At 67.2% G+C, this 21,634-nt stretch carries 21 protein-coding genes; 9 read left to right on the forward strand and 12 right to left on the reverse strand.

Going from position 1 to position 21,634, the window contains the following annotated elements; all coding sequences use genetic code 11:
• Nucleotides 1–75 precede the first annotated feature (75 nt).
• The 3 genes from rph to hemW are packed head-to-tail and all read left to right on the forward strand — an operon-like array spanning nucleotide 76 to nucleotide 2,638.
• A complete protein-coding gene (rph, locus tag AB6806_RS16110) occupies nucleotides 76–792 on the forward strand; it encodes a ribonuclease PH (RefSeq protein WP_112761518.1) in 717 nt (238 codons plus the stop codon).
• Nucleotides 793–794: 2 nt separating this feature from the next.
• On the forward strand, nucleotides 795–1,442 hold the full coding sequence (gene rdgB / locus AB6806_RS16115; protein ID WP_370954925.1) for an RdgB/HAM1 family non-canonical purine NTP pyrophosphatase: 648 nt from the start codon (nucleotides 795–797) through the stop codon (nucleotides 1,440–1,442).
• On the forward strand, nucleotides 1,439–2,638 hold the full coding sequence (gene hemW / locus AB6806_RS16120) for a radical SAM family heme chaperone HemW (protein ID WP_370954926.1): 1,200 nt from the start codon (nucleotides 1,439–1,441) through the stop codon (nucleotides 2,636–2,638). Before rdgB ends, hemW begins: the two co-directional genes overlap by 4 nt.
• Nucleotides 2,639–2,761: 123 nt before the next feature.
• Here the strand turns inward: hemW and AB6806_RS16125 are convergent, their stop codons facing one another.
• The 5 genes from AB6806_RS16125 to ugpB all read right to left on the reverse strand — a co-directional run bounded on the left by AB6806_RS16125 (nucleotide 2,762) and on the right by ugpB (nucleotide 7,729).
• A complete protein-coding gene (locus AB6806_RS16125) occupies nucleotides 2,762–3,841 on the reverse strand; it encodes a sn-glycerol-3-phosphate import ATP-binding protein UgpC (RefSeq protein ID WP_370954927.1) in 1,080 nt (359 codons plus the stop codon).
• Nucleotides 3,842–3,848: 7 nt separating this feature from the next.
• Nucleotides 3,849–4,697, reverse strand: coding sequence for a sn-glycerol-3-phosphate ABC transporter permease UgpE (gene ugpE / locus AB6806_RS16130; protein ID WP_112761520.1), 849 nt, complete (start codon nucleotides 4,695–4,697; stop codon nucleotides 3,849–3,851).
• Nucleotides 4,697–5,446 (reverse strand): creatininase family protein, encoded by a 750-nt coding sequence (locus AB6806_RS16135; protein ID WP_370954928.1) that lies wholly within the window; start codon nucleotides 5,444–5,446, stop codon nucleotides 4,697–4,699. Before AB6806_RS16135 ends, ugpE begins: the two co-directional genes overlap by 1 nt.
• Nucleotides 5,446–6,327 (reverse strand): sn-glycerol-3-phosphate ABC transporter permease UgpA, encoded by an 882-nt coding sequence (gene ugpA, locus AB6806_RS16140; RefSeq protein WP_038364681.1) that lies wholly within the window; start codon nucleotides 6,325–6,327, stop codon nucleotides 5,446–5,448. The genes AB6806_RS16135 and ugpA overlap by 1 nt, the downstream gene beginning before the upstream one ends.
• Nucleotides 6,328–6,403: 76 nt before the next feature.
• Complete coding sequence (gene ugpB / locus AB6806_RS16145; protein ID WP_370954929.1) at nucleotides 6,404–7,729, reverse strand: sn-glycerol-3-phosphate ABC transporter substrate-binding protein UgpB; 1,326 nt, start codon at nucleotides 7,727–7,729, stop codon at nucleotides 6,404–6,406.
• Nucleotides 7,730–7,928: 199 nt separating this feature from the next.
• Here ugpB and AB6806_RS16150 point away from each other — a divergent pair, with 199 nt between their 5' ends.
• Both AB6806_RS16150 and AB6806_RS16155 read left to right on the forward strand, forming a co-directional pair.
• Complete coding sequence (locus tag AB6806_RS16150; RefSeq protein ID WP_370954930.1) at nucleotides 7,929–9,107, forward strand: fumarylacetoacetate hydrolase family protein; 1,179 nt, start codon at nucleotides 7,929–7,931, stop codon at nucleotides 9,105–9,107.
• A gap of 96 nt (nucleotides 9,108–9,203) precedes the next feature.
• Nucleotides 9,204–10,910 (forward strand): hypothetical protein, encoded by a 1,707-nt coding sequence (locus AB6806_RS16155; protein ID WP_370954931.1) that lies wholly within the window; start codon nucleotides 9,204–9,206, stop codon nucleotides 10,908–10,910.
• Between the two features lie 6 nt (nucleotides 10,911–10,916).
• Here AB6806_RS16155 and AB6806_RS16160 read toward each other — a convergent pair whose 3' ends face one another.
• The gene (locus AB6806_RS16160; protein WP_133560558.1) at nucleotides 10,917–11,813 is read right to left on the reverse strand and encodes a methylated-DNA--[protein]-cysteine S-methyltransferase; all 897 of its coding nucleotides are present in this window, start codon (nucleotides 11,811–11,813) and stop codon (nucleotides 10,917–10,919) included.
• Nucleotides 11,814–11,987: 174 nt separating this feature from the next.
• Nucleotides 11,988–12,518, reverse strand: coding sequence for a DUF2244 domain-containing protein (locus tag AB6806_RS16165; RefSeq protein WP_370954932.1), 531 nt, complete (start codon nucleotides 12,516–12,518; stop codon nucleotides 11,988–11,990).
• A 20-nt stretch (nucleotides 12,519–12,538) separates the two neighbouring features.
• Here AB6806_RS16165 and nth point away from each other — a divergent pair, with 20 nt between their 5' ends.
• The 4 genes from nth (at nucleotide 12,539) to AB6806_RS16185 (ending at nucleotide 16,541) form a co-directional block, all read left to right on the forward strand.
• Nucleotides 12,539–13,240, forward strand: a complete 702-nt coding sequence (gene nth / locus AB6806_RS16170; protein ID WP_370954933.1) for an endonuclease III — start codon at nucleotides 12,539–12,541, stop codon at nucleotides 13,238–13,240.
• Between the two features lie 128 nt (nucleotides 13,241–13,368).
• Complete coding sequence (gene xylF, locus AB6806_RS16175) at nucleotides 13,369–14,415, forward strand: D-xylose ABC transporter substrate-binding protein (protein ID WP_112761527.1); 1,047 nt, start codon at nucleotides 13,369–13,371, stop codon at nucleotides 14,413–14,415.
• Complete coding sequence (locus AB6806_RS16180) at nucleotides 14,408–15,712, forward strand: sugar ABC transporter permease (protein WP_370954934.1); 1,305 nt, start codon at nucleotides 14,408–14,410, stop codon at nucleotides 15,710–15,712. Before xylF ends, AB6806_RS16180 begins: the two co-directional genes overlap by 8 nt.
• Nucleotides 15,713–15,722: 10 nt before the next feature.
• Nucleotides 15,723–16,541, forward strand: coding sequence for an ATP-binding cassette domain-containing protein (locus AB6806_RS16185; RefSeq protein WP_370954935.1), 819 nt, complete (start codon nucleotides 15,723–15,725; stop codon nucleotides 16,539–16,541).
• A gap of 42 nt (nucleotides 16,542–16,583) precedes the next feature.
• Here AB6806_RS16185 and AB6806_RS16190 read toward each other — a convergent pair whose 3' ends face one another.
• From AB6806_RS16190 to deoC, 5 genes are all read right to left on the reverse strand, one after another.
• Nucleotides 16,584–16,946 carry an SPW repeat protein gene (locus tag AB6806_RS16190; protein ID WP_038365186.1) on the reverse strand — a complete coding sequence of 121 codons (363 nt, stop codon included), beginning with the start codon at nucleotides 16,944–16,946 and terminating at the stop codon, nucleotides 16,584–16,586.
• A gap of 153 nt (nucleotides 16,947–17,099) precedes the next feature.
• On the reverse strand, nucleotides 17,100–18,458 hold the full coding sequence (locus tag AB6806_RS16195) for an esterase-like activity of phytase family protein (protein WP_370954936.1): 1,359 nt from the start codon (nucleotides 18,456–18,458) through the stop codon (nucleotides 17,100–17,102).
• A gap of 148 nt (nucleotides 18,459–18,606) precedes the next feature.
• Entirely contained in the window at nucleotides 18,607–19,551 is a 945-nt protein-coding gene (locus AB6806_RS16200; protein WP_370954937.1) for a 2-hydroxyacid dehydrogenase, read from the reverse strand.
• Nucleotides 19,548–20,873, reverse strand: coding sequence for a thymidine phosphorylase (gene deoA / locus AB6806_RS16205; RefSeq protein WP_370954938.1), 1,326 nt, complete (start codon nucleotides 20,871–20,873; stop codon nucleotides 19,548–19,550). Before deoA ends, AB6806_RS16200 begins: the two co-directional genes overlap by 4 nt.
• Complete coding sequence (gene deoC, locus AB6806_RS16210; protein WP_370954939.1) at nucleotides 20,873–21,634, reverse strand: deoxyribose-phosphate aldolase; 762 nt, start codon at nucleotides 21,632–21,634, stop codon at nucleotides 20,873–20,875. Before deoC ends, deoA begins: the two co-directional genes overlap by 1 nt.

Consider the following 21,634-nt stretch of genomic DNA (forward strand, 5'->3'; position numbering starts at 1 on the left):
TATGGCTCGCCCTGCCTTGCCCGGTGACGTGGGAGAGCCTACAAGCCGCCTCTCCCCGCAAGACAGGATCATTTCATGCGACCCTCCAAACGCGCCGCCGACGAGATGCGCAAGGTCACGCTCGAACGCGGCGTGGTGCGCTATGCCGAGGGCTCCTGCATGGTGACGTTCGGCGAGACCAAGGTGCTTTGCGCCGCGACCGTCGAGGAAAAGGGTCCGCCCTGGCTGCGCGGCACCGGCAAGGGCTGGGTCACCGCCGAATATTCGATGCTGCCGCGCGCCACGCATGAGCGCACGCGCCGCGAGGTCACCTCCGGCAAGCCCTCCGGCCGTACCCAGGAAATCCAGCGCCTCGTCGGCCGTTCGCTCCGCGCCGTGGTCGACCTGACCGCGATCGGCGAGCGCCAGATCGTCGTCGATTGCGACGTGATCCAGGCCGATGGTGGCACCCGCACGGCCTCGATCACCGGCGCCTGGGTCGCGCTGCACGATGCGCTGAAATGGATGGAAGGCCGCAACCTGCTCAAGGGCACCAATCCGCTGAAGGACCATGTCGCCGCCGTCTCCTGCGGTATCGTCGCCGGGCAGCCCGTGATCGATCTCGACTACGTCGAGGATTCCGGCGCGCAGACCGACGCGAATTTCGTCATCACCGGCTCCGGCGGCCTCGTCGAGGTGCAGGGCACGGCCGAGGGCGCACCGTTCTCGGAAGAAGAACTGCTCGCGCTGCTCAAGCTCGCCAAGGGCGGCGTTTCCAAGCTCGTCGCGCTGCAGAAGGCCGCGGTGGCCTGACGATGACCACCCACCGCCTCCTCACCGGCAAGGTCGTGATCGCGACCCATAACCAGGGCAAGCTGCGCGAAATGCGCGACTTGCTGGCGCCTTACGGCATCGAACTGGTCTCGGCTGGGGAGCTCGGCCTGCCCGAGCCGGTCGAGGATGGCTACATGTTCTCAGAGAATGCGGCGATCAAGGCGGTCGCCGCGACCAAGGCGAGTGGATTGCCCGCGCTCTCCGACGATTCCGGCGTCTGCATCGACGCGCTCGACGGCGCGCCCGGGCTGTTCTCGGCCAACTGGGCCGGGCCGGGCAAGGATTTCGCCCCGGCGATCGCCCGCGTCCAGATGGAACTCGCCAAGCGCGGCGCCCATGCGCCCGAGCAGCGCAAGGCGCATTTCGTCTCGGCGCTGGTCATCGCCTGGCCGGACGGGCACCAGGAATTGTTCGAGGGCCGCGTCTACGGCACGATCACCGAGCGGGTCCGGGGCGCGGGCGGCTTCGGCTACGATCCGATCTTCCTGCCTGATGGCCATGACAAGACCTTCGGCGAGATGACGGCTGAGGAGAAGCACGGCGTCCCGGCCGACGGTTCGCCCGGCCTGTCGCACCGCGCGCGCGCCTTCCATGCGCTCGCCGCCGCCTGCCTGAGGAAGCCGGCGTGAGCGCCGGGGCCGCCCTTTCCCAGCGGCCACCGCTCCTGCATCCGACTGCGGATGCGGGCTTCGCCGTCTATGTGCACTGGCCCTTCTGCCTGGCGAAGTGCCCCTATTGCGACTTCAACAGCCATGTCCGGCTGCAGCCACCCGACCAAGCCCGCTACATCGCCGCCTTCCGTCGCGAGATCGCGCATCGGGCCGCGCTGGTGCCGGGCCGCACGGTGTCCTCGATCTTTTTCGGCGGCGGCACGCCCTCGCTGATGGAGGGCCGCACCGTCGGCGCGATCCTCGACGCCATCGGCGAGCATTGGGCGGTCGATACCAACTGCGAAGTGTCCCTCGAAGCCAATCCGACCAGCGTCGAGGCCGGGCGCTTCCGCGATTTCCGGGCGGCCGGCGTCAACCGCGTCTCGCTCGGCGTGCAGGCGCTGAACGATGCCGATCTCAAGGCGCTCGGCCGGATGCATTCGGCTGAGGAAGCGCTGGCGGCGGTGGCGATCGCGCACCAATATTTCGAGCGCTATTCCTTCGACCTGATCTATGCCCGCTCGCCCTTGCAGACTCCGGCCCTTTGGCGCGCCGAGCTGGAACTGGCGATCAGCCATGCGGCCGAGCATCTCTCGCTCTATCAGCTCACGATCGAGCCTGGCACGGCGTTCGAGCGATTGTTCCGGGCCGGCAAGCTCGCCATTCCCGACCACGATGCCGGTGCCGCGCTTTACGAGACGACGCAGGAGATCACGGCCAAGCACGGCCTGCCGGTCTATGAGATCTCCAACCATGCCCGGCCGGGTGCGGAATGCCGGCACAACCTCGTCTACTGGCACTATGGCGAATATGCCGGCATCGGCCCCGGCGCCCATGGCAGGCTGGTGACGGCGGAAGGCCGCATGGCGCATTCGACCGAGAAGCGGCCGGAAATCTGGCTTGAACGGGTCGAGGCCGAAGGCCATGCGCTGGTCGAGGACGAGCGCTTGAGCGAAGAGGCGCAGGGCGACGAATACCTGCTGATGGGGCTTCGCCTCGTCGAGGGGATCGATCCCACGGTGTTCAAGGCGCTGTCAGGACGCGAACTCAACGCCAAGCGCATCGCCAGCCTGATCGACGAGAAGCTGCTGATGCACCGGCAAGGCGGCCGGCTTGCGGCAACGCCGGACGGCGCATTGCTGCTCGATGCGCTGGTGGCCGATCTGGCGGCCTAAAACAGGGCATCATTCTCGGGCGGAGCGCAGCGCAGACCCGAGAAGCTCAGGCAGGACGAGACTCCGGAACCTCCGCGTCATGAGATGCTCGGGTCAAGCCCGAGCATGACGGCTGTGCCGCGCTCAGTCCTTCCCCAGCCGCACGCCCGTCTTCGGATCGAAGACATGGACCTTGCCGGGATCGACCGTGATCCAGAGTCGGCCTTCCTGCGCCGGGACGTCGCCCGTCGCCGCCTGCATCACGAAGGGCTGGCCTGCGAGCTTGCCGTGGAAGAGCTGGGTCGCACCGAGCTCCTCGATGAACTCGACGTCGAAGGGCAGCGAACCGGCATCATCGTCGGAGACGATCTCGATATCCTCCGGCCGCAGGCCGACCTCGACCGGCATCTGCGGCGGCAGGTCGTCGCGCAAATCATGCACCTGCAACACCGTGTCGCCCAGCGCGACGATGCCGTGGCCGTCGACGAGGCCCGGCAGGATGTTCATCGGCGGCGAGCCGATGAAGGTGGCGACGAACTTGCTCGCCGGCTTGCGATAGACATCCGCCGGCACGCCGATCTGCTCGACCCGGCCGGCATTCATCACCACGAGCTTGTCGGAGAGCGTCATCGCCTCGACCTGGTCGTGGGTGACGTAGATCGAGGTCACGCCGAGCGCGCGCTGCAGCTTCTTGATCTCGACGCGCATCTGCACGCGCAGCTTGGCGTCGAGGTTGGAGAGCGGCTCGTCGAAGAGGAAGACCTGCGGCTTGCGCACGATGGCGCGGCCCATGGCGACGCGCTGGCGCTGGCCGCCGGAGAGCTGGCGCGGCCGGCGCTCCAGGAAGGGCTCGATCGCGAGGATGCGCGCGGCTTCCCGCACGCGCTTGTCGATCTCCTCCTTCGGCGTGCCGCGGTTGCGCAGGCCGTAGGCCATGTTGTCGTAGATGTTCATATGCGGGTAGAGCGCATAGTTCTGGAACACCATGGCGATGTCGCGGTCGGCCGGCTCGATCTGGTTGACGACGCGCTCGCCGATCGCGACCTCGCCCGACGAGATCGTCTCCAGCCCGGCGACCATGCGCAGAAGCGTAGACTTGCCGCAGCCGGAGGGGCCGACGAGCACGCAGAAGCCGCCATCGGGGATGTCGAGGGAGACGCCCTTCACGGCCTCGACGCCGCCGGCATAGACCTTCTTGACGTTGCTGAGAGTGACCTGAGCCATTCGCGGATTACTTCTCGGTTTCCACGAGACCCTTCACGAAGAGCCTCTGCATGGCGATGACGACGAAGACGGGTGGCAGCATTGCCAGCATGGCGGTGGCCATGGCGAGCTGCCACTCCGTCAGGGCGTCGGCGGTGACGATCATCTTCTTGATGGCGATGACGATGGTCTGCATCGAGTCCTTCGTCGTCACCAGAAGCGGCCAGAGATACTGGTTCCAGCCATAGATGAACTGGATGACGAAGAGCGCCGCGATCGTGGTGATCGAGAGCGGCAGCAGCGTGTCCTTGAAGAACTTGAAGGGGCCCGCGCCGTCGATCTTGGAGGCTTCGAGCAATTCGTCGGGAATCGTCATGAAGAACTGACGGAAGAGCAGCGTGCCGGTCGCAGAGGCGATCAGCGGGATGGCGAGGCCCTGATAGGTGTCGAGCATGTTCAGATCGGAGACGATCTTGAAGGTCGGGAAGATGCGGACCTCGACCGGCAGCATCAACGTGACGAAGATGATCCAGAACGCCGTCATGCGGAACGGGAAGCGGTAATAAACCACCGCATAGGCCGAGAGCACGGAGATGAAGATCTTCCCCAGCGCGATCGCCATCGCCATGATGAAGGAGTTCAGCAGCATGTGCACCACCGGCTCGCGCGTCGTGCTGGACGTGCCGATGAACAGGATGCGGTTGTAGTTCTCGAAGAAATAGGGCCCGGGATAGAGCGGCATATGGCCGTTGATCACGGTCGAGGCGTCCCAGGTCGAGGCGACGAAGGTCAGCCAGACCGGGAAGGCGACGATCAGCACACCGATCGTCAGGATGATGTAGGCGAGCATGTCGCCCAGGCGGCGGTCCTCGACCATCAGGCGGCCCTCCCCATCTCGCGCAAGAGCCCGGCCAGCGCCTCGGCGCAGGCATCGAGGCAGGCCCGGCCCTTTTCCACGCTCGCACGGCGGGCATCGCCGATCACGCCGGTCTCGGTCATCTCACGGAAAGAACGGTGGCGCGACACGGTCGGGCGGCCGGGCGCGCCGTCTCGCGCGCCGTGAGCCTCGCCCAGCCTGTCGTCGCGGACCGAGCCTGGCGCCAGCACCATCATCATCGAGGTCTCGACCTCGCAGGCGTGCTGCACCCCCTGCTGGTCTTCCAGCAGCGACGGGAGCGCGTCCTGCGCCAGCAGGAAATAGGTGGTCGCCTCGACATGCAGCCGCGTCTCGCGGGCGAAGTCGGGCAGGAAGGCGGTGAGCGCGGCGATGTTGCCGCCATGGCCGTTGACGATCAGCACGCGGTGGAAGCCATGGCGCTCGATGCTCTTCAGTAGGGACAGGAGCACCGCGCGATAGGTCGGGATGTCGAAGGTGAAGGTGCCGCCGAAGGCCATGTGGTGCTCGGCCATGCCGCACCAGAGCGTCGGCGCGACGACGAGCTCGACATCATCAGCGCGCTCGGCCGCCGCCTTGCAGACGCCGCCGCAGAGCACCGTGTCGACGCCGACGGGCAGATGCGGGCCGTGCTGTTCGATCGAGGCGACCGGCAGGACGACGACGGCATCGACCGCCGCCTTGGCCCGCAACTCCTCGGCGGTCAGGTCCATCCAGAGCACGGAGGCCATCAGTAGCTCACCTTGCGCTCGATGAACTTGAACTGGACCGCCGTCATCGCGATGACCATGACCAGCAGCACCACGGACTGCGCCGCCGAGCCGCCGAGATTGGAGCCGCCCTTGCCGTCGGCGAAGACCTTGTAGACCAGCGTCTCGGTCGCGCCCGAGGGGCCGCCGCCGGTGACGGAGTCGATGATGCCGAAGGTGTCGAAGAAGACGTAGACGATGTTGACGGTGAGCAGGAAGAAGGTCGTCGGCGAGAGCAGCGGGAAGACGATGGTCCAGAAGCGGCGCATCGGCTTGGCGCCGTCGATCACCGCCGCCTCGATCACGCTCTTCGGGATCGACTGCAGGCCGGCGAGGAAGAACAGGAAATTGTAGCTGATCTGCTTCCAGGTGGCGGCCAGGATCACCAGCAGCATGGCGTGGTTGCCGTTGAGCCGCGGATTCCACGCAATGCCCAGGGATTGCAGGCCTCGCCCGAGCATGCCGAGCGAGGGATCGAACATGAAGAGCCAGAGCACGCCGGCGATGGCGGGCGCCACCGCATAAGGCCAGATCAGCAGGGTCTTGTAGATTTCGGCGCCGCGGATCTGTCGGTCGGCCATCACCGCGAAGAGCAGGGCGATCGACAGCGAGAACACGCAGACGAAGGTCGAGAAGATGAGCGTGTTGAAGAAGGCCCTGAGATAGCCGGGGTCGGCGAAGAGGGTCTGGTAGTTCTCGAACCAGACGAATTGCGTCGCGGTGCCGAAGGCGTCCTCGAGCAGGAAGCTCTGCCAGACCGCCTGGGTCGCCGGCCAGTAGAAGAACACGATGGTGATCGCGAGCTGCGGCAGAAGCAGCAGGAAGGGGATCGTCAGCCCCTTGAAGTATGCGTTCTTCTGCATCGGCTTCCCTGGAACGAGACGGCCATCCCGGACGGAATCGGTCCGGGATGGCCTTGGATATGCAAGCGCCGACCGCTCAGCGGGCCGCGGTCCGCTCGAACTGGCGCAGCATCTGGTTGCCGCGTTCGGCAGCCGCGTCAAGCGCCGCCTGCGGCGACTTCTGACCGTTCAGCGCCGCCTCCAGCTCCTCCGACCAGATGTCGCGGATCTGCACGAGGCTGCCATAGCGCAGGCCCTTCGAGTTGTCGGTCGGGGTCTTGTTGGTCAGCTCGAGGATCGGGGTCTCGAGATAGGGCTTGTCCTTGTAGAAGCCGGACGCCTTGACCTTCTCATAAGCGGCCTTGGTGATCGGCAGATAGCCCGACTCGGTGTGCAGCTTCGCCTGGCGGTCGACGTCGGAGAGGAAGGTGAAGAACTTGGCGACGCCCTTGTACTCGTTCGCCGACTTTCCGCCCATCACCCACAGCGAGGCGCCGCCGATGATCGAGTTCTGCGGCGCGCCCTGCACATCGGGGTAGTACGGCATCGGGGCGTTGCCCCAGTCGAACTTCGCATTGGCGACGACGTTGCCATAGAAGCCCGAGGAGGTCAGGAAGATCGGGCATTCGCCCGAGGTGAAGCGGCCTTCGCCATTGTTGGTGCGGCCGGAATAGTCATAGGTCTTGTCCTTCTGCATCTCGACCAGATTGGTCCAGTGCTTGAGGAAGACCGGGTCCTTGTTGAAGGTCATCACCGCATCGGTGCCGGCCATGCCGTTGACCTTGGTCGACAGCGCAATGTTGTGCCAGGCGCCGAACTGCTCGATATTGGCCCAGGTCGCCCAGGCGTTCGAGAAGCCGCATTTATCGTAACCGGCGGCCTTGAGCTTCTTGGCGTCCGCGAACACCTCCGGCCAGGTCTTCGGCGGCTTGGCGGGGTCGAGGCCGGCCTTCTTGAAGGCGTCCTTGTTGTACCACATCACCATCGAGGACGAGTTGAACGGCATCGAGAGCATCTCGCCCTTCGCCGTCGAATAATAGCCGCTGATCGCCGGGAGATAGGCGTTCGGATCGAATTTTTCGCCGGCTTCCTTCATCATCTCATGGACCGGCTTGATCGCGCCCTTGGCCGACATCATCGTGCCGGTGCCGACCTCGAAGACCTGCAGGATGTGCGGCGCCTGGCCGGCGCGGAAGGCGGCGATGCCGGCGTTCAACGCATCGGGATAGGAGCCCTTATAGGCCGGAACGACCTTGTATTCCTTCTGCGAGGCATTGAAATCATTGGCGAGCTTGACGACGACGTCGTTGTTGGCGCCGGTCAGCGCGTGCCACCACTGGATCTCGGTCTGGGCAAAAGCCGGCGAAGCACCGGCGAGCGCGAACGCCGCCGCGCTCATCAGGATACGGGATTTGATGCTCATGGGTCGATCTCCCTTCCGCGGGCGGACCCCGCCGCGGTTCTTGTCGTTGGTGCGCAAGCTAGCATGAAGCGCGGGCGACATTTCAATGACAAATCGATGACGCCCGGCGCAATCCACCTATGGTCGCGAACCGGCTTGCGCATTTGCGCATAAGCGGCTGTTCTCCGGCTACCGAACGATTTCTCTCCTGGACGACGCCATGCCCGATCTCCACCTCTCCGTCGCAGCGACCCTGCCGCAGGATGCCGCAACCGCCGTCCTGGCCGGCCGGGTCTGGCGGCCCGATCTCGGCGGCCCGGCGGTGGTCACCGTCCGCAACGGGCGGGTGATCGACGTCAGCGCCCATTTCCCGACCAGCCGCGATCTATGCGAATCGACCGATCCGGCCAAGGCGCTGCGCGCGGTCGAGGGCGAGGCGATCGCCTCGCTCGCCGACATCCTGGCTAACACGCCCGTGGATAGGCGCGACCCCTCGAAGCCCTGGTTGCTCTCGCCGCTCGACCTGCAGGCGGTCAAGGCCGCCGGCGTCACCTTCGCCGTCTCGATGCTGGAGCGCGTGATCGAGGAGAAGGCCCGCGGCAACCCGGCCGCCGCCGCGACGATCCGCGAGGAGATCGGCAAGCTCATCGGCGACGACCTGTCCAAGCTGAAGCCCGGATCGCCCGAGGCGATGCATCTCAAGGAGGTGCTGATCAAGCAGGGCGCCTGGAGCCAGTATCTCGAGGTCGGCATCGGTCCGGACGCCGAGATCTTCACCAAGGCGCCGGCGATGTCGACCGTCGGGACCGGCGTCGATGCCGGCCTGCATCCGGCCTCGAGCTGGAACAATCCGGAGCCGGAGATCGTGCTGATCGTCGCCTCGACCGGCACGATCGTCGGCGCGACGCTCGGCAACGACGTCAATCTGCGCGATGTCGAGGGCCGCTCGGCGCTGCTGCTCGGCAAGGCCAAGGACAACAATGCCGCGGCCGCGGTCGGCCCCTTCATCCGCTTCTTCGACGCGGGCTTCACGCTCGACCACGTCCGCAGGACGACCGTGACGCTGACCGTCGCGGGCGAGGACGGCTTCACGCTCGAAGGCTCCTCCTCGATCGCCAAGATCAGCCGCGACCCGGCCGATCTGGCGGCGCAGATGATCGGCCCGCATCACCAGTATCCGGACGGGGCGGCGCTCTATCTCGGCACCATGTTCGCGCCGATCAAGGATCGCGGTGCGCCGGGCGGCGGCTTCACCCATAAATACGGGGATATCGTCACCATCGCGGCGCCCGAGCTCGGCAGCCTCGTCAACCGGATGAAGCGCACGGATGAATGCGAGCCCTGGACCTATGGCGCCTCGCATCTGATGCGCCATCTCGCGAAGCGCGGGCTGCTTTGAGGCCATAACCTCGGGCGGCAGGGGGCCGTGTCGGCAACCGCGTCAGCTTGCTGGTAAGGTTTTTCTGTCAGAGAGCGCGCGACCAGGAGGTTGGCGTTGGCGGTGGGCGACATCAGGACCGGGCTCCCCCGCGGCGAGGGCGGCAACCTCGCCGGGCGCCTGTTGCGCAACCCTCTCGTCTGGATCGCGGCCTTCGTCGTCGCGGTCATCGCCGCCCTAAGCCTGCCGCTCAGGCTGCCGCTCGGCCCGAATGCCTGGGACACGGTCGTCTATCTCGACGCGATCCAGCGCATCCATGTCGGGCAGGCGCCGGGGCTGGACTTCTTCGCGCCGGTCGGGCCGCTCGGCTATTATCTCGCCGCCGGGCTCGATGCGCTCTTTCCGGCCGCGCAGCCGATGCTGCTGGTCAGCTGGGCGCTGCTGCCGGTGCTGCTGCCGCTCACCGCGCTGCTGATGGTCGATCTCGCGCCAAGGGCGCGCGGACAGGCGCTCGCACTGCTCCTGCCGCTGCTGATGTTCGCCGCGCTGCCGATCAACCTGCACGCGCTCTACCCGTCGCCCGGCTTCGACGGCTACGGTTATTACAACCGCCATGTCAGCCTGCTGCTCTATCTGCTGATCGCGACGCTGCTCTTCGCGCGCCATCGCGCCTTGCGGATCGGCCTCGTCGCCGCGCTGATGCTGAGCCTCTTCCTCGTGAAGATCACCGGCGCGGTGACGGGCACGCTCATCGTCGGCTATGCGCTGATCGCCGGGCGAATGCGCCTGCTCGACGTCGCCATCGCCGCCGGCCTCGTCATCGCGGCCTTGGCCGGGCTCGAGCTGGCGACGGGCATCGTCTCAGCCTATCTCGCCGACATCCTGCAATTGCTCGGCCTCAACACCGGCGCGTTGCTGCCGCGCTTCCTCACCGTCGCTTCGGTCAAGTTCAACGTGGTCGGCCCGGTGCTGCTGCTGCTCGGAGCGCTCGCCCTCGCATCCTGGCGGAGCGGCCTCCCCGCCTCCCTCGCCGGCTGGCGGGCGCTGGCCGACAGCCCCCTCGGCTGGCTCGCAGCGGGATTCGCGGCGCTGACGTTCTTCGAAACACAGAACACCGGCTCGCTCGAATTCATCGGGCTCTGGCCGATCCTGCTCAGCCTGCTCCGCGACTGGTGGCAGCGTCGCGACGACCCGATGCGCCCGCTGGTACTGGTGCTGGCGCTCGCCGTGAGCCTGCCGACGGCGGTGATCTATGTCGAGCGCAGCATGCGGGCCTTGCTGGGCGCGCCAAGCTATGCCGCGCTCGACCTGCCCGAACTCGGCCCGCTCGGGCGCGTCAGCGTGAAGCCGGACATCAAGGCGCGAGCCGTGGCCATGCTCGATCACTACGCGACCCATCAGGCGACCTATGACGATCTCGTCCGGCGCGACCTGCCGCCGTCCTATATCCTCTATTCCGAGATCGATTATCAGGCGACCTGGCTGCTGGAAGTGCAGCAGGCCGTGCGCGCCATCCGGAGCTGGGAGGCGGCGAACCGGCGCAAGCTCAACGGCTTCTTCACCCTCGACTTCGTCGATCCGATGAACCGCCTGCTCGACCGCACACCACCGCGCGCCGTGCCGGTCGGTGCCGATCCCGGTCGCAGCACGCCCGAACTCGACTCCGATACGCTCGCGGAACTCGCACGCACGGACGCCATCCTGGCGCCGAAATGCCCGCCGACCACGGCCCGCGCCATGCTGCGCGAGCATTTCGGCAAGGCGCTCGAAGGGCGCGAACGCATCGCGCTCGCGCCCTGCTGGGACATGTATCTGCGCAAGTAGCGCGGCTCAGCCGGCGGCGGCTTGCCCCGCCTCCCAGCCGAGGATGGCGCGCTTGCGCGTCAGCCCCCAGTGATAGCCGGTGAGCGCACCGGACTTGCCGATGACGCGGTGGCAGGGCACGACGAAGGAGATCGGGTTCTTGCCGACCGCCATGCCGACTGCGCGCGCCGCGCTCGGCTTGCCGATATGGCTGGCGACATCGCCATAGGTGGTGGCGCAGCCGACCGGGATCCTGAGCAGCGTCTCCCAGACCCGCACCTCGAAATCCGTGCCGATCAGCACGACGCGTAGCGGCGTCTCGGCCGCCCAGGCCTTGGGATCGAAGATGCGGCCGGCATAGGGCGCCGTCAGCGCGGGGTCGTAATGGTAATCGGCATGGGGCCAGCGCCGCATCATGTCGGCCAGAGCCTCGGCCCGGCCGCCGACGACCTTGCCGCCATCGACGCTGTTGGAGACCCAACCCAGACCCGCAAGGCCGCGATCCGTGACCACGATCAGCGCTTCGCCGAACGGCGAGGCATGGAAGCCGTAGGACAGCTTCAGCCCGTCGCCGCCGAGCTTCCACTCGCCGGGCGACATCGCCTCATGGGTGACGAAGAGATCGTGCAGCCGGCCGGGTCCGGAGAGCCCGACTTCCAGCGCCGTGTCGAGAACGCTGGCGGAGGAGGCGAGCAAGCCCTTGGCATGGTCGAGCGTGATCGCCTGCAAAAAGGCCTTGGGAGTGAGGCCGCACCAGCGCCGGAAGAGATGGTGGACATCGGTCGGCGTTGCGCCCGCCGCATCCGCGATCGCCTCGATCGTCGGCTGCTCGCGCCAGTTATGGGTGATGAAGGAGAGAATGCGCCGGACGGTGTCGTAGTCCGAGCCCGGTGCCGCGGCGGGGAAATCCGCCTCGTTGGGCATGGCTTCGGCCGCGCGGGACAGCACCGCATTGGAGAAGCGCGTCGGGGTCATCGCCGTTTTCATCGGAGCCTGGGCGTTCATGGCTAAATCCTCGCATCTGTCATCTTGATGCGAATCTAGGGCGCCAACCATGCCGCTCCCACCCGAAAGCTGACAAGGCCCGGCAGCCGAACCTCACCGAGGCGGATCATATTCCGGCCCGCGCCGCGCCCGCGCCAGCGCCGCGCCGAGCGCATCGGCGAAGCCCGCCCGCTCCTGCGGCGAGAGCGCGGCGGCGACCGGGACGCTGCGCCCGCGCGAGACGAGCGTGAGGCCGAGCAGGCCGTAATCCTCGTCGGCCTGTTTTTCGAGCCGGGTCCAGGCCGGATTGGAGCGCCAGACCGCCTCGCGGCCATGATGCGAGACCTTGCGCAGGAAGACCTCGAGCGGCGTCACGACGATGCGCTCGAAGGCGCGGGCATGACGGAAATTGACGTGGAAGGCGATGAACAGCGCGAGAACGTCGATGCCGAAGAAGCCGGCGACCGGCCAGGCGCCGAGCACGACGAAGGGAATCGAGGAGACCACACTCGCCAGACAGACCAGCGTCATCACGATGCGGAAGCCGTGCTGGCCGAGCGAGCGGTGCGGCGTGATGGTCGCGTCGAAGACCGGGCGCCGGGCGGCGTCGCGGCTGTCGTCGACGAGGCTCTTGTCGAGGTCCATCGGCGGATTATAACGCGGGCATGGATCAGCAGAACAGGCCCTTGCGCAAGGCCGCGCCCGCAAAGCGCATCACGTTACCGCGCGCCCGCAAGCCGGCCGAGATCCGCGAGATCTTCGAGCGTTTCCGGGCGGCCAATCCCGAGCCCAAGGGCGAGCTGGAATCGGTGAACGCCTTCACGCTGCTGGTCGCGGTGGTGCTCTCGGCACAGGCGACCGACGCCGGCGTCAACAAGGCGACGCGCAAGCTCTTCGCCATCGCCGACACGCCGGAAAAGATGCTGGCGCTGGGCGAGGAGACGGTGCGCGAGCATATCCGGACGATCGGGCTCTATCGCAACAAGGCGAAGAACGTGATCGCGCTCAGCGAGAAGCTGATCGCCGAATTCGGCGGCGAGGTGCCGACCACGCGCGAGGCGCTCGAAAGCCTGCCCGGCGTCGGCCGCAAGACGGCCAATGTGGTGCTCAACATCGCCTTCGGCGAGACCACCCATGCCGTCGACACCCATGTCTTCCGCGTCGCGAACCGGCTGCGGATCGCGCCGGGAAAGAACGTGCTGCAGGTCGAGCTCGGGCTGGAGAAGGCGGTGCCGCCGGAATTCGGCCGCCACGCCCATCACTGGCTGATCCTGCACGGGCGCTACACCTGCAAGGCGCTGAGGCCCGAATGCGGGCGCTGCATCCAGAACGACCTCTGCGACTCCGCGGACAAGCGCGTCACCTGACGCTTCGTCAGACCTCCCTTAGTCTGCTTGACAGCCCATCGGCGCTGGGCTGAGCTTCATGGGCCGGACGCCCTGGAGGCTCGGAGAAGCCTGAGAGTCTGCGGCAGAGGAAGCTCAGGAGGTCAGTGATGAAGCGTTTCGTCCTTGCGGCGAGCATCGCCGTTGCCGCCATGTCCATTCACGCAGGCGCCTTCGCGCAATCGAAAGGCCCCGTCGTCGGGGTCAGCTGGTCGAATTTCCAGGAAGAACGTTGGAAGACCGACGAGGCCGCGATCAAGGCCGCGATCGAGAAGGTCGGCGGCACCTATCTTTCCGCCGACGCGCAATCCTCCCCCGCCAAGCAGCTCACCGATGTCGAAAGCCTGATTTCCCGCGGCGCCAAGGCGCTGATCATCCTGGCGCAGGACGCGCAGGCCATCCGTCCCGCCGTCGAGAAGGCGGTGAACGAGGGCATCAGCGTCGTCGGCTATGACCGGCTGATCGAGATCCCGCAGGTCTTCTACCTGACCTTCGACAATGTCGAGGTCGGCCGGATGATGGCGCGCGAGATCCAGAAGGCGAAGCCCGCGGGCAATTACGTCTTCATCAAGGGCTCGAGCCAGGACCCGAATGCCGGCTTCCTCTACCAGGGCTCGGTCGAGGTGCTGAAGCCCGCCATCGATAGCGGCAAGATCAAGAATGTCGGCGAAGCCTTCACCGATGGCTGGCTGCCCGCCAATGCCCAGCGCAACATGGAGCAGATCCTGACGCGCAACCAGAACAAGGTCGATGCGGTGATCGCCGCCAATGACGGCACGGCGGGCGGCGCCATCGCGGCGATGGACGCGCAGGGGCTCGCCGGCTCGGTGCCGGTCTCCGGCCAGGATGCGGATCGCGCCGCGCTCAACCGCGTCGCTTTGGGCACCCAGACCGTGACGATCTGGAAGGATGCGCGCGAGCTTGGCCGCAACGCCGCCGAGATCGCAATCAAGCTCGCTGGCGGCAGCAAGCTTTCCGAGATTCCGAAATCGATGAGCTGGGACCAGGGACCGTCCAAGCAGAAGATGACCGCGCTGTTCCTGACGCCCGTGCCGGTGACGAAGGAAAACCTCAACGTCGTGATCGACGCCGGCTGGGCGCCGAAATCCGCGGTCTGCCAGGGCGTCGCGCCCGGCAAGGTCAAGGCCTGTGACTGAAGCCACCCCGGCGCCGGCAAACCCGGCGCAGGAGCGCCGCAGCCTTTCCGACCATCTGCGCGAGATCGAGTTCGATCCGCGCATGATCGGCATGGTCGCGGCGCTCGCCGTGATCTGGCTCGGCTTCAACTGGCTCTCGGACGGCGCCTTCCTGACCGCGCGCAATCTCTGGAATCTCCTGGTCCAGACCTCCTCCATCGCCGTGATGGCCTGCGGCATGGTGCTGGTCATCGTGACCCGCAACATCGACCTCTCGGTCGGCTCCATGCTCGGCTTCGTCAGCATGGTGGTCGGGCTGGTGCAGGTCAGGCTCCTGCCCGGCCTCTGGGGCTTCGAGCATCCGCTGACCTGGCTGGTCAGCCTGATCGTCGCCATCTGCCTCGGCGGCATGGTCGGGCTGCTGCAGGGAGCGCTGATCGCCTATCTCGCCATCCCCTCCTTCATCGTGACGCTGGGCGGGCTGCTGATCTGGCGCGGCGCGGCCTGGTGGGTGACACAGGGGCAGACCATCGCCCCGATGGATTCGCGCTTCCGCCCGCTCGGCGGCGGCGTCGAAGGCGCCATCGGCACCAGCGCCTCCTGGGCGATCGGCATCGTGGCCTGCATCGCGATCTGCGTCGCCGCCGCGCTGATCCGGCGCCGGCGCAAGCGCTTCGGCTTCACGCTGCGCCCGCTCTGGGCGGAAGCCCTGATCGCCGCCCTCGGCTGCGGCGCGGTGATCGCGACCGTGACGATGGCGAATTCCTACGCGCTGCCGGCGGGCATCGCGCGCCGCCTCGTCGAGGCGAAGGGCGGCATCTGGCCGGAGGGCGGGCTCACCATCGGCCATGGCCTCGCCGTGCCGGTGCTGGTCGCGCTCGGCGTCGGCATCGCCATGACCTTCGTCGCCAACCGTCTGCGCTTCGGCCGCTATGTCTTCGCCATCGGCGGCAATCCGGAGGCGGCGCAGCTCTCGGGCGTCAACACCCGCAAGGTGCTGATGCTGGTCTTCGGCCTGATGGGCGCGCTGGTCGGCATCTCCGCCTGCATTTCCACGGCCCGGCTGAACGCCGCGACAAATGCCGCCGGCTCGCTCGACGAACTCTATGTCATCGCCGCGGCGGTGATCGGCGGCACCTCGCTCGCCGGCGGCGTCGGCACCATCGTGGGCGCGATGCTCGGCGCGCTGGTGATGCAGTCGCTGCAATCAGGCATGGTGCTGATCGGCGTCGACGCGCCCTTGCAGAACATCGTCGTCGGCATCGTCCTGGTCATCGCGGTCTGGCTCGACGGGCTCTATCGCAAGCGTTTGGGGTGAGGAGGCGCCGATGAGCATCGCAGAGCCGGCCGATCTCGCCGACACCCATCCTGGCCAGGGCATCCCTCTCATCGAGATGCGCGACGTCTCGATCGCCTTCGGCGGGATCAAGGCGGTCGACGGCGCCAGCATCGACCTGATGCCGGGCGAGGTCGTCGGGCTGCTCGGCCATAACGGCGCCGGCAAGTCGACGCTGATCAAGATCCTGTCCGGTGCCTACCGGGCCGATGCCGGCACGATCCGGGTGAATGGCGAGGAGGTGACGGTCGCGAGCCCGCGCGACGCCAAGCGCCACGGCATCGAGACGATCTACCAGACGCTGGCGCTCGCCGACAATGTCGATGCCGCCGCCAATATCTTCCTCGGCCGGGAATTGCTGACCGGCTGGGGCACGCTCGACGACGCGACGATGGAATCCGAGACCCGCAAGGTGATGGGCCGGCTCAACCCGCATTTCCGGCGCTTCAAGGAGCCGGTGAAGGCGCTTTCCGGCGGCCAGCGCCAATCGGTCGCGATTGCCCGCGCGATCTATTTCAACGCCCGTGTGCTGATCATGGACGAGCCCACCGCCGCGCTCGGCCCGGCCGAGACGAAGCAAGTGGCCGAGCTGATCCTGCAGCTCAAGAAACAGGGCATCGGCATCTTCCTGATCAGCCACGATCTGCACGATGTCTTCGACCTCGCCGACCGCGTCACGGTGATGAAGAACGGCAAGGTCGTCGGGACGGCCCGCACGGCGGACGTCACCCAGGACGAGGTGCTGGGCATGATCATCTCGGGCAAATGCCCGCCGGCGGCGGTAGCCGGCCCCGGCGCGCTGCGGAATTAGACCGCGCGGGGGCCAGTTCCGCCAGGAAGAGCGCGAAGCTCCTCAGGCCGTTGCGTGCGGCTCGTGATGGTAATCCCAGACCGCCCAGGCCGAAACCGCCGCGGTCAGCAAACCGAGGACGATATGGGTCCGGAAGGCGGCGGGATTGCCGGTGAAGCCGAGCATCCAGGGCGAGGCCACCAGCCAGAGCCCGAGTGCCAGGTTCAGCCATTCCTCCCACTCGGCGAAGGCCGTGAGCGCGGCGACCGCGACCAGGGCGAGCACCACGGCGACGATCCAGGCATTGCGCGTCGGCATGAAGTCGCCGACAAAGCCCATGAACCAGGGTGAGAAGAACAGCAGCGCGGCAAGGATCAGGTTTAGCCAGTCCTGCGACCGTCTGATGTTCGTATTCGCGGTCAACATGATCACCTCCATCGGTGAAGATCATCCAACCACTACGCCTCGCGCACGAGGCGCTTGGTCGATTTATTATACGCCGAGCCGGCAATATTTCAAGAACAGACGAGGAACGACCGCGCCGACCCCGCGCACTGCGGTGCCGGCGCAGGCACGATCTCACTTCGCGTCGAGCAGATCCTTCACCGACAGCAGGACGAGTTCGTTGTCGTCGGCCTTCTTCGGGTCGCGCGAGGAGGAGAAGGGCAGGTTGTTGTCGTTGCCGACGACGATCACGCCATTCGCCCGGTCGACCACGTCGACGTTCTCGATGGTGAAGAACGGGAAGGTGAAGACACCGCCCTTCGTGCCCTGCTTCGCCTTGCCGTCGGGATCGGCGATCTTCATCAGGTCGATATAGCCGATACGGCGCACGGGCTTGCCGACATTGGCGTCGGTCATCTCGATCTTGACGATCCGCTTGTGCTTGGCGATGTCGTGGAAGCAGTCCGGGCCGCGGCTTCCCGGCGCGCAGGCCTTGTCGGCGGTGCCCTCGCCGTTGTCGCGCTCGATGATCAGGCCCGTCGTGGCATCGATCATGTTGAAGTCGCCAATGGCGAGACCCTTGGCTTCGAGCGGGAAGAACCAGGAACGGCCGGTCCACTTCTCGTTCTGGACGTCGAATTCGAGGATGCGGAGGACTTCCTTGCCGTCGACTTCCTCGTTGCCCTTGGTTTCCGCGTTCCAGAGCGGGCCTTCGAGCAGCGGGTAGAGGAAGCGGCCATCCGGCGACTGGGCCATGCCCTCGAAGCCCTTCGAGCGGCGGACATTGAACTCGACCGGCAGGTTCGGCGCGGCCGGGGTGGTGACGGCGTAGTGATCGGGCGAGCGGGCCGGCTTGCCGTCGACCAGCGTCTCGAACACGGCCTCGACCTTGCCATTGGCGTCGACGCGGATGAGATAGGGGCCGAACTCCTCGCCGATCCAGTATTTGCCACCGATCGGCTGGATCGATTCCGGATCGAAATCGGCGCCGGTCAGGTAGCGCTTCTCGGTGCCCTCATGGACGATGCGGAAGGGGACCTTCTTGTCGGGATCGTGCAGGAAGGTGGTCGAGACACGTTCGAGCGCGCCCTTGCCGAAATCGGCCTTCAGGCGATGAAAGAACAGCATCGCGTCGGGCGAGTTCACCTTGGCGCCGAAGCCGTTATCGGTCAGCACGAGGAACTCGTTGTTGCCCAGCGAACGGATGCCGGAGAAGCCCTGGACCGGCTGGCCGGCGAAGGGGGTCGAGAGCCCCGTCGGGCGCCCGCCCGAGGTGCCCATCACCGTGCTGACGGCCTCGACGCGCTTGCCCGGCGTGACGAACTTGCCGGAAACCTTGAGATCGGCCGGCGCATCGGCGGGGGCGGGGATGATCGTCTCGGCCGGCAGCAGCGCCTGGCTCAGAAGCTTCGCGGGAAATTCCTTCGGAGACTCCTGCGCTCCGGCGAGCATGGTGGACGACAGAAGCAGGATAATGGCGAGCGACGAGCGCATGAAATTCTCCGGGCTGAAAAGGACCAGCCGGCTTCGCGCGCCCGGATGGCACCCCGACAACAACGGGGTGACGGTTCGGTGAAGGCGCCAGATGGCGCTACGGCATCGGCCGCTTCCGAAAACCGGATTCGACTTTTCGGGCCAGTGCTCAGTAGCCCCGGGCCGGATCGACGGCATGCAGCAGCGGCTCGCCCGCCTCCAGCCGCCTGATCTGCGCCGCGACCAGCGTGGCGATCGCCTCCGGCTCGGACATCGCCGCGTTATGCGGGGTGACGGTCACGCCCGGATGGCTCCACAGCGGCGACTCCACCGGCAGCGGCTCGGTCTCGAACACGTCGAGCGTCGCACCCTTGAGCGTGCCGGCATCGAGCGCGGCGATGATGTCATCGGCAACCTGAAGGCCGCCGCGGCCCGGATTGATCAGGAAGGGCCCGCCGAGCCGGCCGTCCTGCGCGAGCCCCGCAAAAAGCCCGGCGTTGAGGATGCCGCGCGTCTCGGGCGTCAGCGGCACCAGGCTGACGAGGATGTCGGTCCGCGCCAGGAAATCCTTCATGCCATCCTCGCCGGAGAAGGTCTGCAGCCCTTCGACGCTCTTCGGCGAGCGGCTCCAGCCGGCCACGTCGAAGCCGATGATCTTGAGCTTGGCCACAGCATCGAGGCCGAGTTCGCCGAGCCCCATGATGCCGACACGGACGGAACGGGCCGCCGGCTGGTTGCGGTCGTCTTCCCAGAGCTTCGCCTGCTGCTGGCGCATGTAGCGATGCTGCTGGCGCAGATACATCAGGCAATGCAGCACGACATATTCGCTCATCCGCGTCGTCAGGTCGGGGTCGACCACGCGTGCGATCGGCACTTCCGGCAATTTGTCGTCGGCGAAGAGGAAATCGACGCCGGCACCGAGCGAGAAGATCGCCGCGAGGTTCGGCAGGCCGGTCAGGCTGCCGGCCGGATGCTTCCAACTCGCAACATAATGCACGGCGCGGCGGTCGAAGGGCTCGCCCGGCACCACGATCGGCATCTCCGGCAGCAGCGCCTGGAAGCGCGCCCGCCAGTCCTCGACATGCCAGCCCGTCATGGCCAGAAGCAAACTCATGCCCGTGTTCTCTCCGTGATCCGTCCGGCGACCAGCTCGCCCTGCGCCGCACCCTCTCCGATCCGATAGGCCTTGCGCAAGCGCTCGCTTGCCGCAAGGAAAGCGTCCTCGCCGCGCGCATGGACGATGGCGAGCGGACGGTCCGGCCCGAGCGTCGCGCCGATGCCGGCCATATCGGTGAGGCCGACCGCATGGTCGATGCCGTCCTGCGGCCGCAACCGGCCGCCGCCCAGCGCCACGACCGCGAGGCCGACGGCGCGGGTATCGATGCCCGAGACCATCCCGGCCGTCTCGGCGAAGACCGGCTTCACGACCGGCGCCGCGGCGAGATGCTTTGCCGGCGCTTCGAGCAGATCGGCAGGGCCGCCCAGCGCCACCACCATCCTGGCGAAGCGCTCGGCCGCGGCACCCGAGGCGAAGGCATCCTCGATCCTGCCACGCGCTTCGTCGAGGTTCGCCGCCAGACGGCCGAGCAGCAGCATCTCGGCGCCGAGCGCGACCGTGACCTCGTGGAAGCGCGGCTCGCGCCGGCGACCGGTCAGATGGTCGAGCGCATAGGCAACCTCGAGCGCATTGCCGGCGGCGCTGGCGAGCGGCTCGTCCATGTCCGTGAGCAACGCTGTGGTCGGCAGGCCGGAGTCGTTGGCGACGCCGACGAGCGCCTGCGCCAGGGCGCGCGCCTTCGCGGGTTCCGGCAGGAAGGCGCCGGAGCCGAACTTCACGTCCATGGCGAGGCCGTGCAGGCCAGCGGCGAGTTTCTTCGACAGAATCGAGGCCGTGATCAGCGGCAGCGATTCCACCGTCGCGGTGACGTCCCGGATGGCGTAGAGGCGCTTGTCGGCCGGGGCGAGATCGGCGGTCTGGCCGATGATGGCGCAGCCGGCCTCGCGCACCACCTTGCGGAACAGGGCGAGATCGGGCTGCGTCACATAGCCCGGCACCGCGTCGAGCTTGTCGAGCGTGCCGCCGGTATGGCCGAGGCCGCGGCCGGAGATCATCGGGACATAGCCGCCGCAGGCCGCGACCGCGGCTGCCAGCGGCAGGCTCACCGTATCGCCGACGCCGCCGGTCGAGTGCTTGTCGAGGGCGGGGCCGGGCAGATCGTCCCAGTTCAGCACCGTGCCGGAATCGCGCATGGCGAGCGTCAGCGCCACGCGCTCCTTCTCGGTCATGTCGTTGAAGAACACGGCCATGGCGAAGGCCGCCGCCTGCCCCTCGCTGACCGAGCCGTCGGTCAGCCCGGCGATGATCTGGCGGATATCGGCATCGGGCACTTCATGGCCGTCGCGCTTGGCCGCGATGATCTCCTGCGTCAGCCGCATCAGTAAGTCCCCGGTGCGGCCTCACCGGCCGCGGCGCCGTCGATCGCCGCGAGCAAGGCGCCATGCAGGCCGCTCGCGCCGAAGCGGAAGGTTCGCGGCGTCGCCCAGTCCGGCCCCATGATCGCATCGGCGAGGTCGAGATAGCCTTTGGCGTCGGCGAGTGTGCGGATGCCGCCGGAGGGTTTCAGCCCGACCGGCCGGCCGGCCATGGCGATGACGTTGAGCATGACGCGCGCGGCGGGGATGCTCGCCGAACGGGCGGTCTTGCCGGTCGATGTCTTGATGAAGTCCGCGCCCCAGGCGATGGCGAGCTCGGCCGCCGTCCTGACCTTTTCGAGATCGGGATATTCCCCGGTCTCAAGGATGACCTTCATCAGCTTGTCGCCGCAGCGCATCCTGACATTGCGAAGCATCGCGGTCGCCGCCGTCGTATGGCCGGCGAGCACGGCCTGCCAGGGCAGGACGAGGTCGATCTCGTCGGCGCCGGCCTCCAGCGCCTCCTCGGTCTCGCGGATGACCGGCGCGATCGGCGTCCCGCCCTCCGGGAAATTGACGACCGTCGCGATCCGCACCGGACCGTCGCCCAAGGCCTCGCGCGCCGTCGCGACGAAGCGCGGCCAGAGGCAGACCGCCGCGACCGGAACCGGTCCGGAGACGGCGCGGCGGCAGAGATCGCGGGCGCCGTCCTCGGTGGCGTCGTCGGCGAGGTCGGTCAGGTCGAGCAGCGCGAGCGCGCGTCTGGCGAAAGCGTCGTCCGACAT

The organism is Allobosea sp. RCC_152_1, from assembly GCF_041360765.1.
Lineage (GTDB): Bacteria > Pseudomonadota > Alphaproteobacteria > Rhizobiales > Beijerinckiaceae > Allobosea > Allobosea spartocytisi.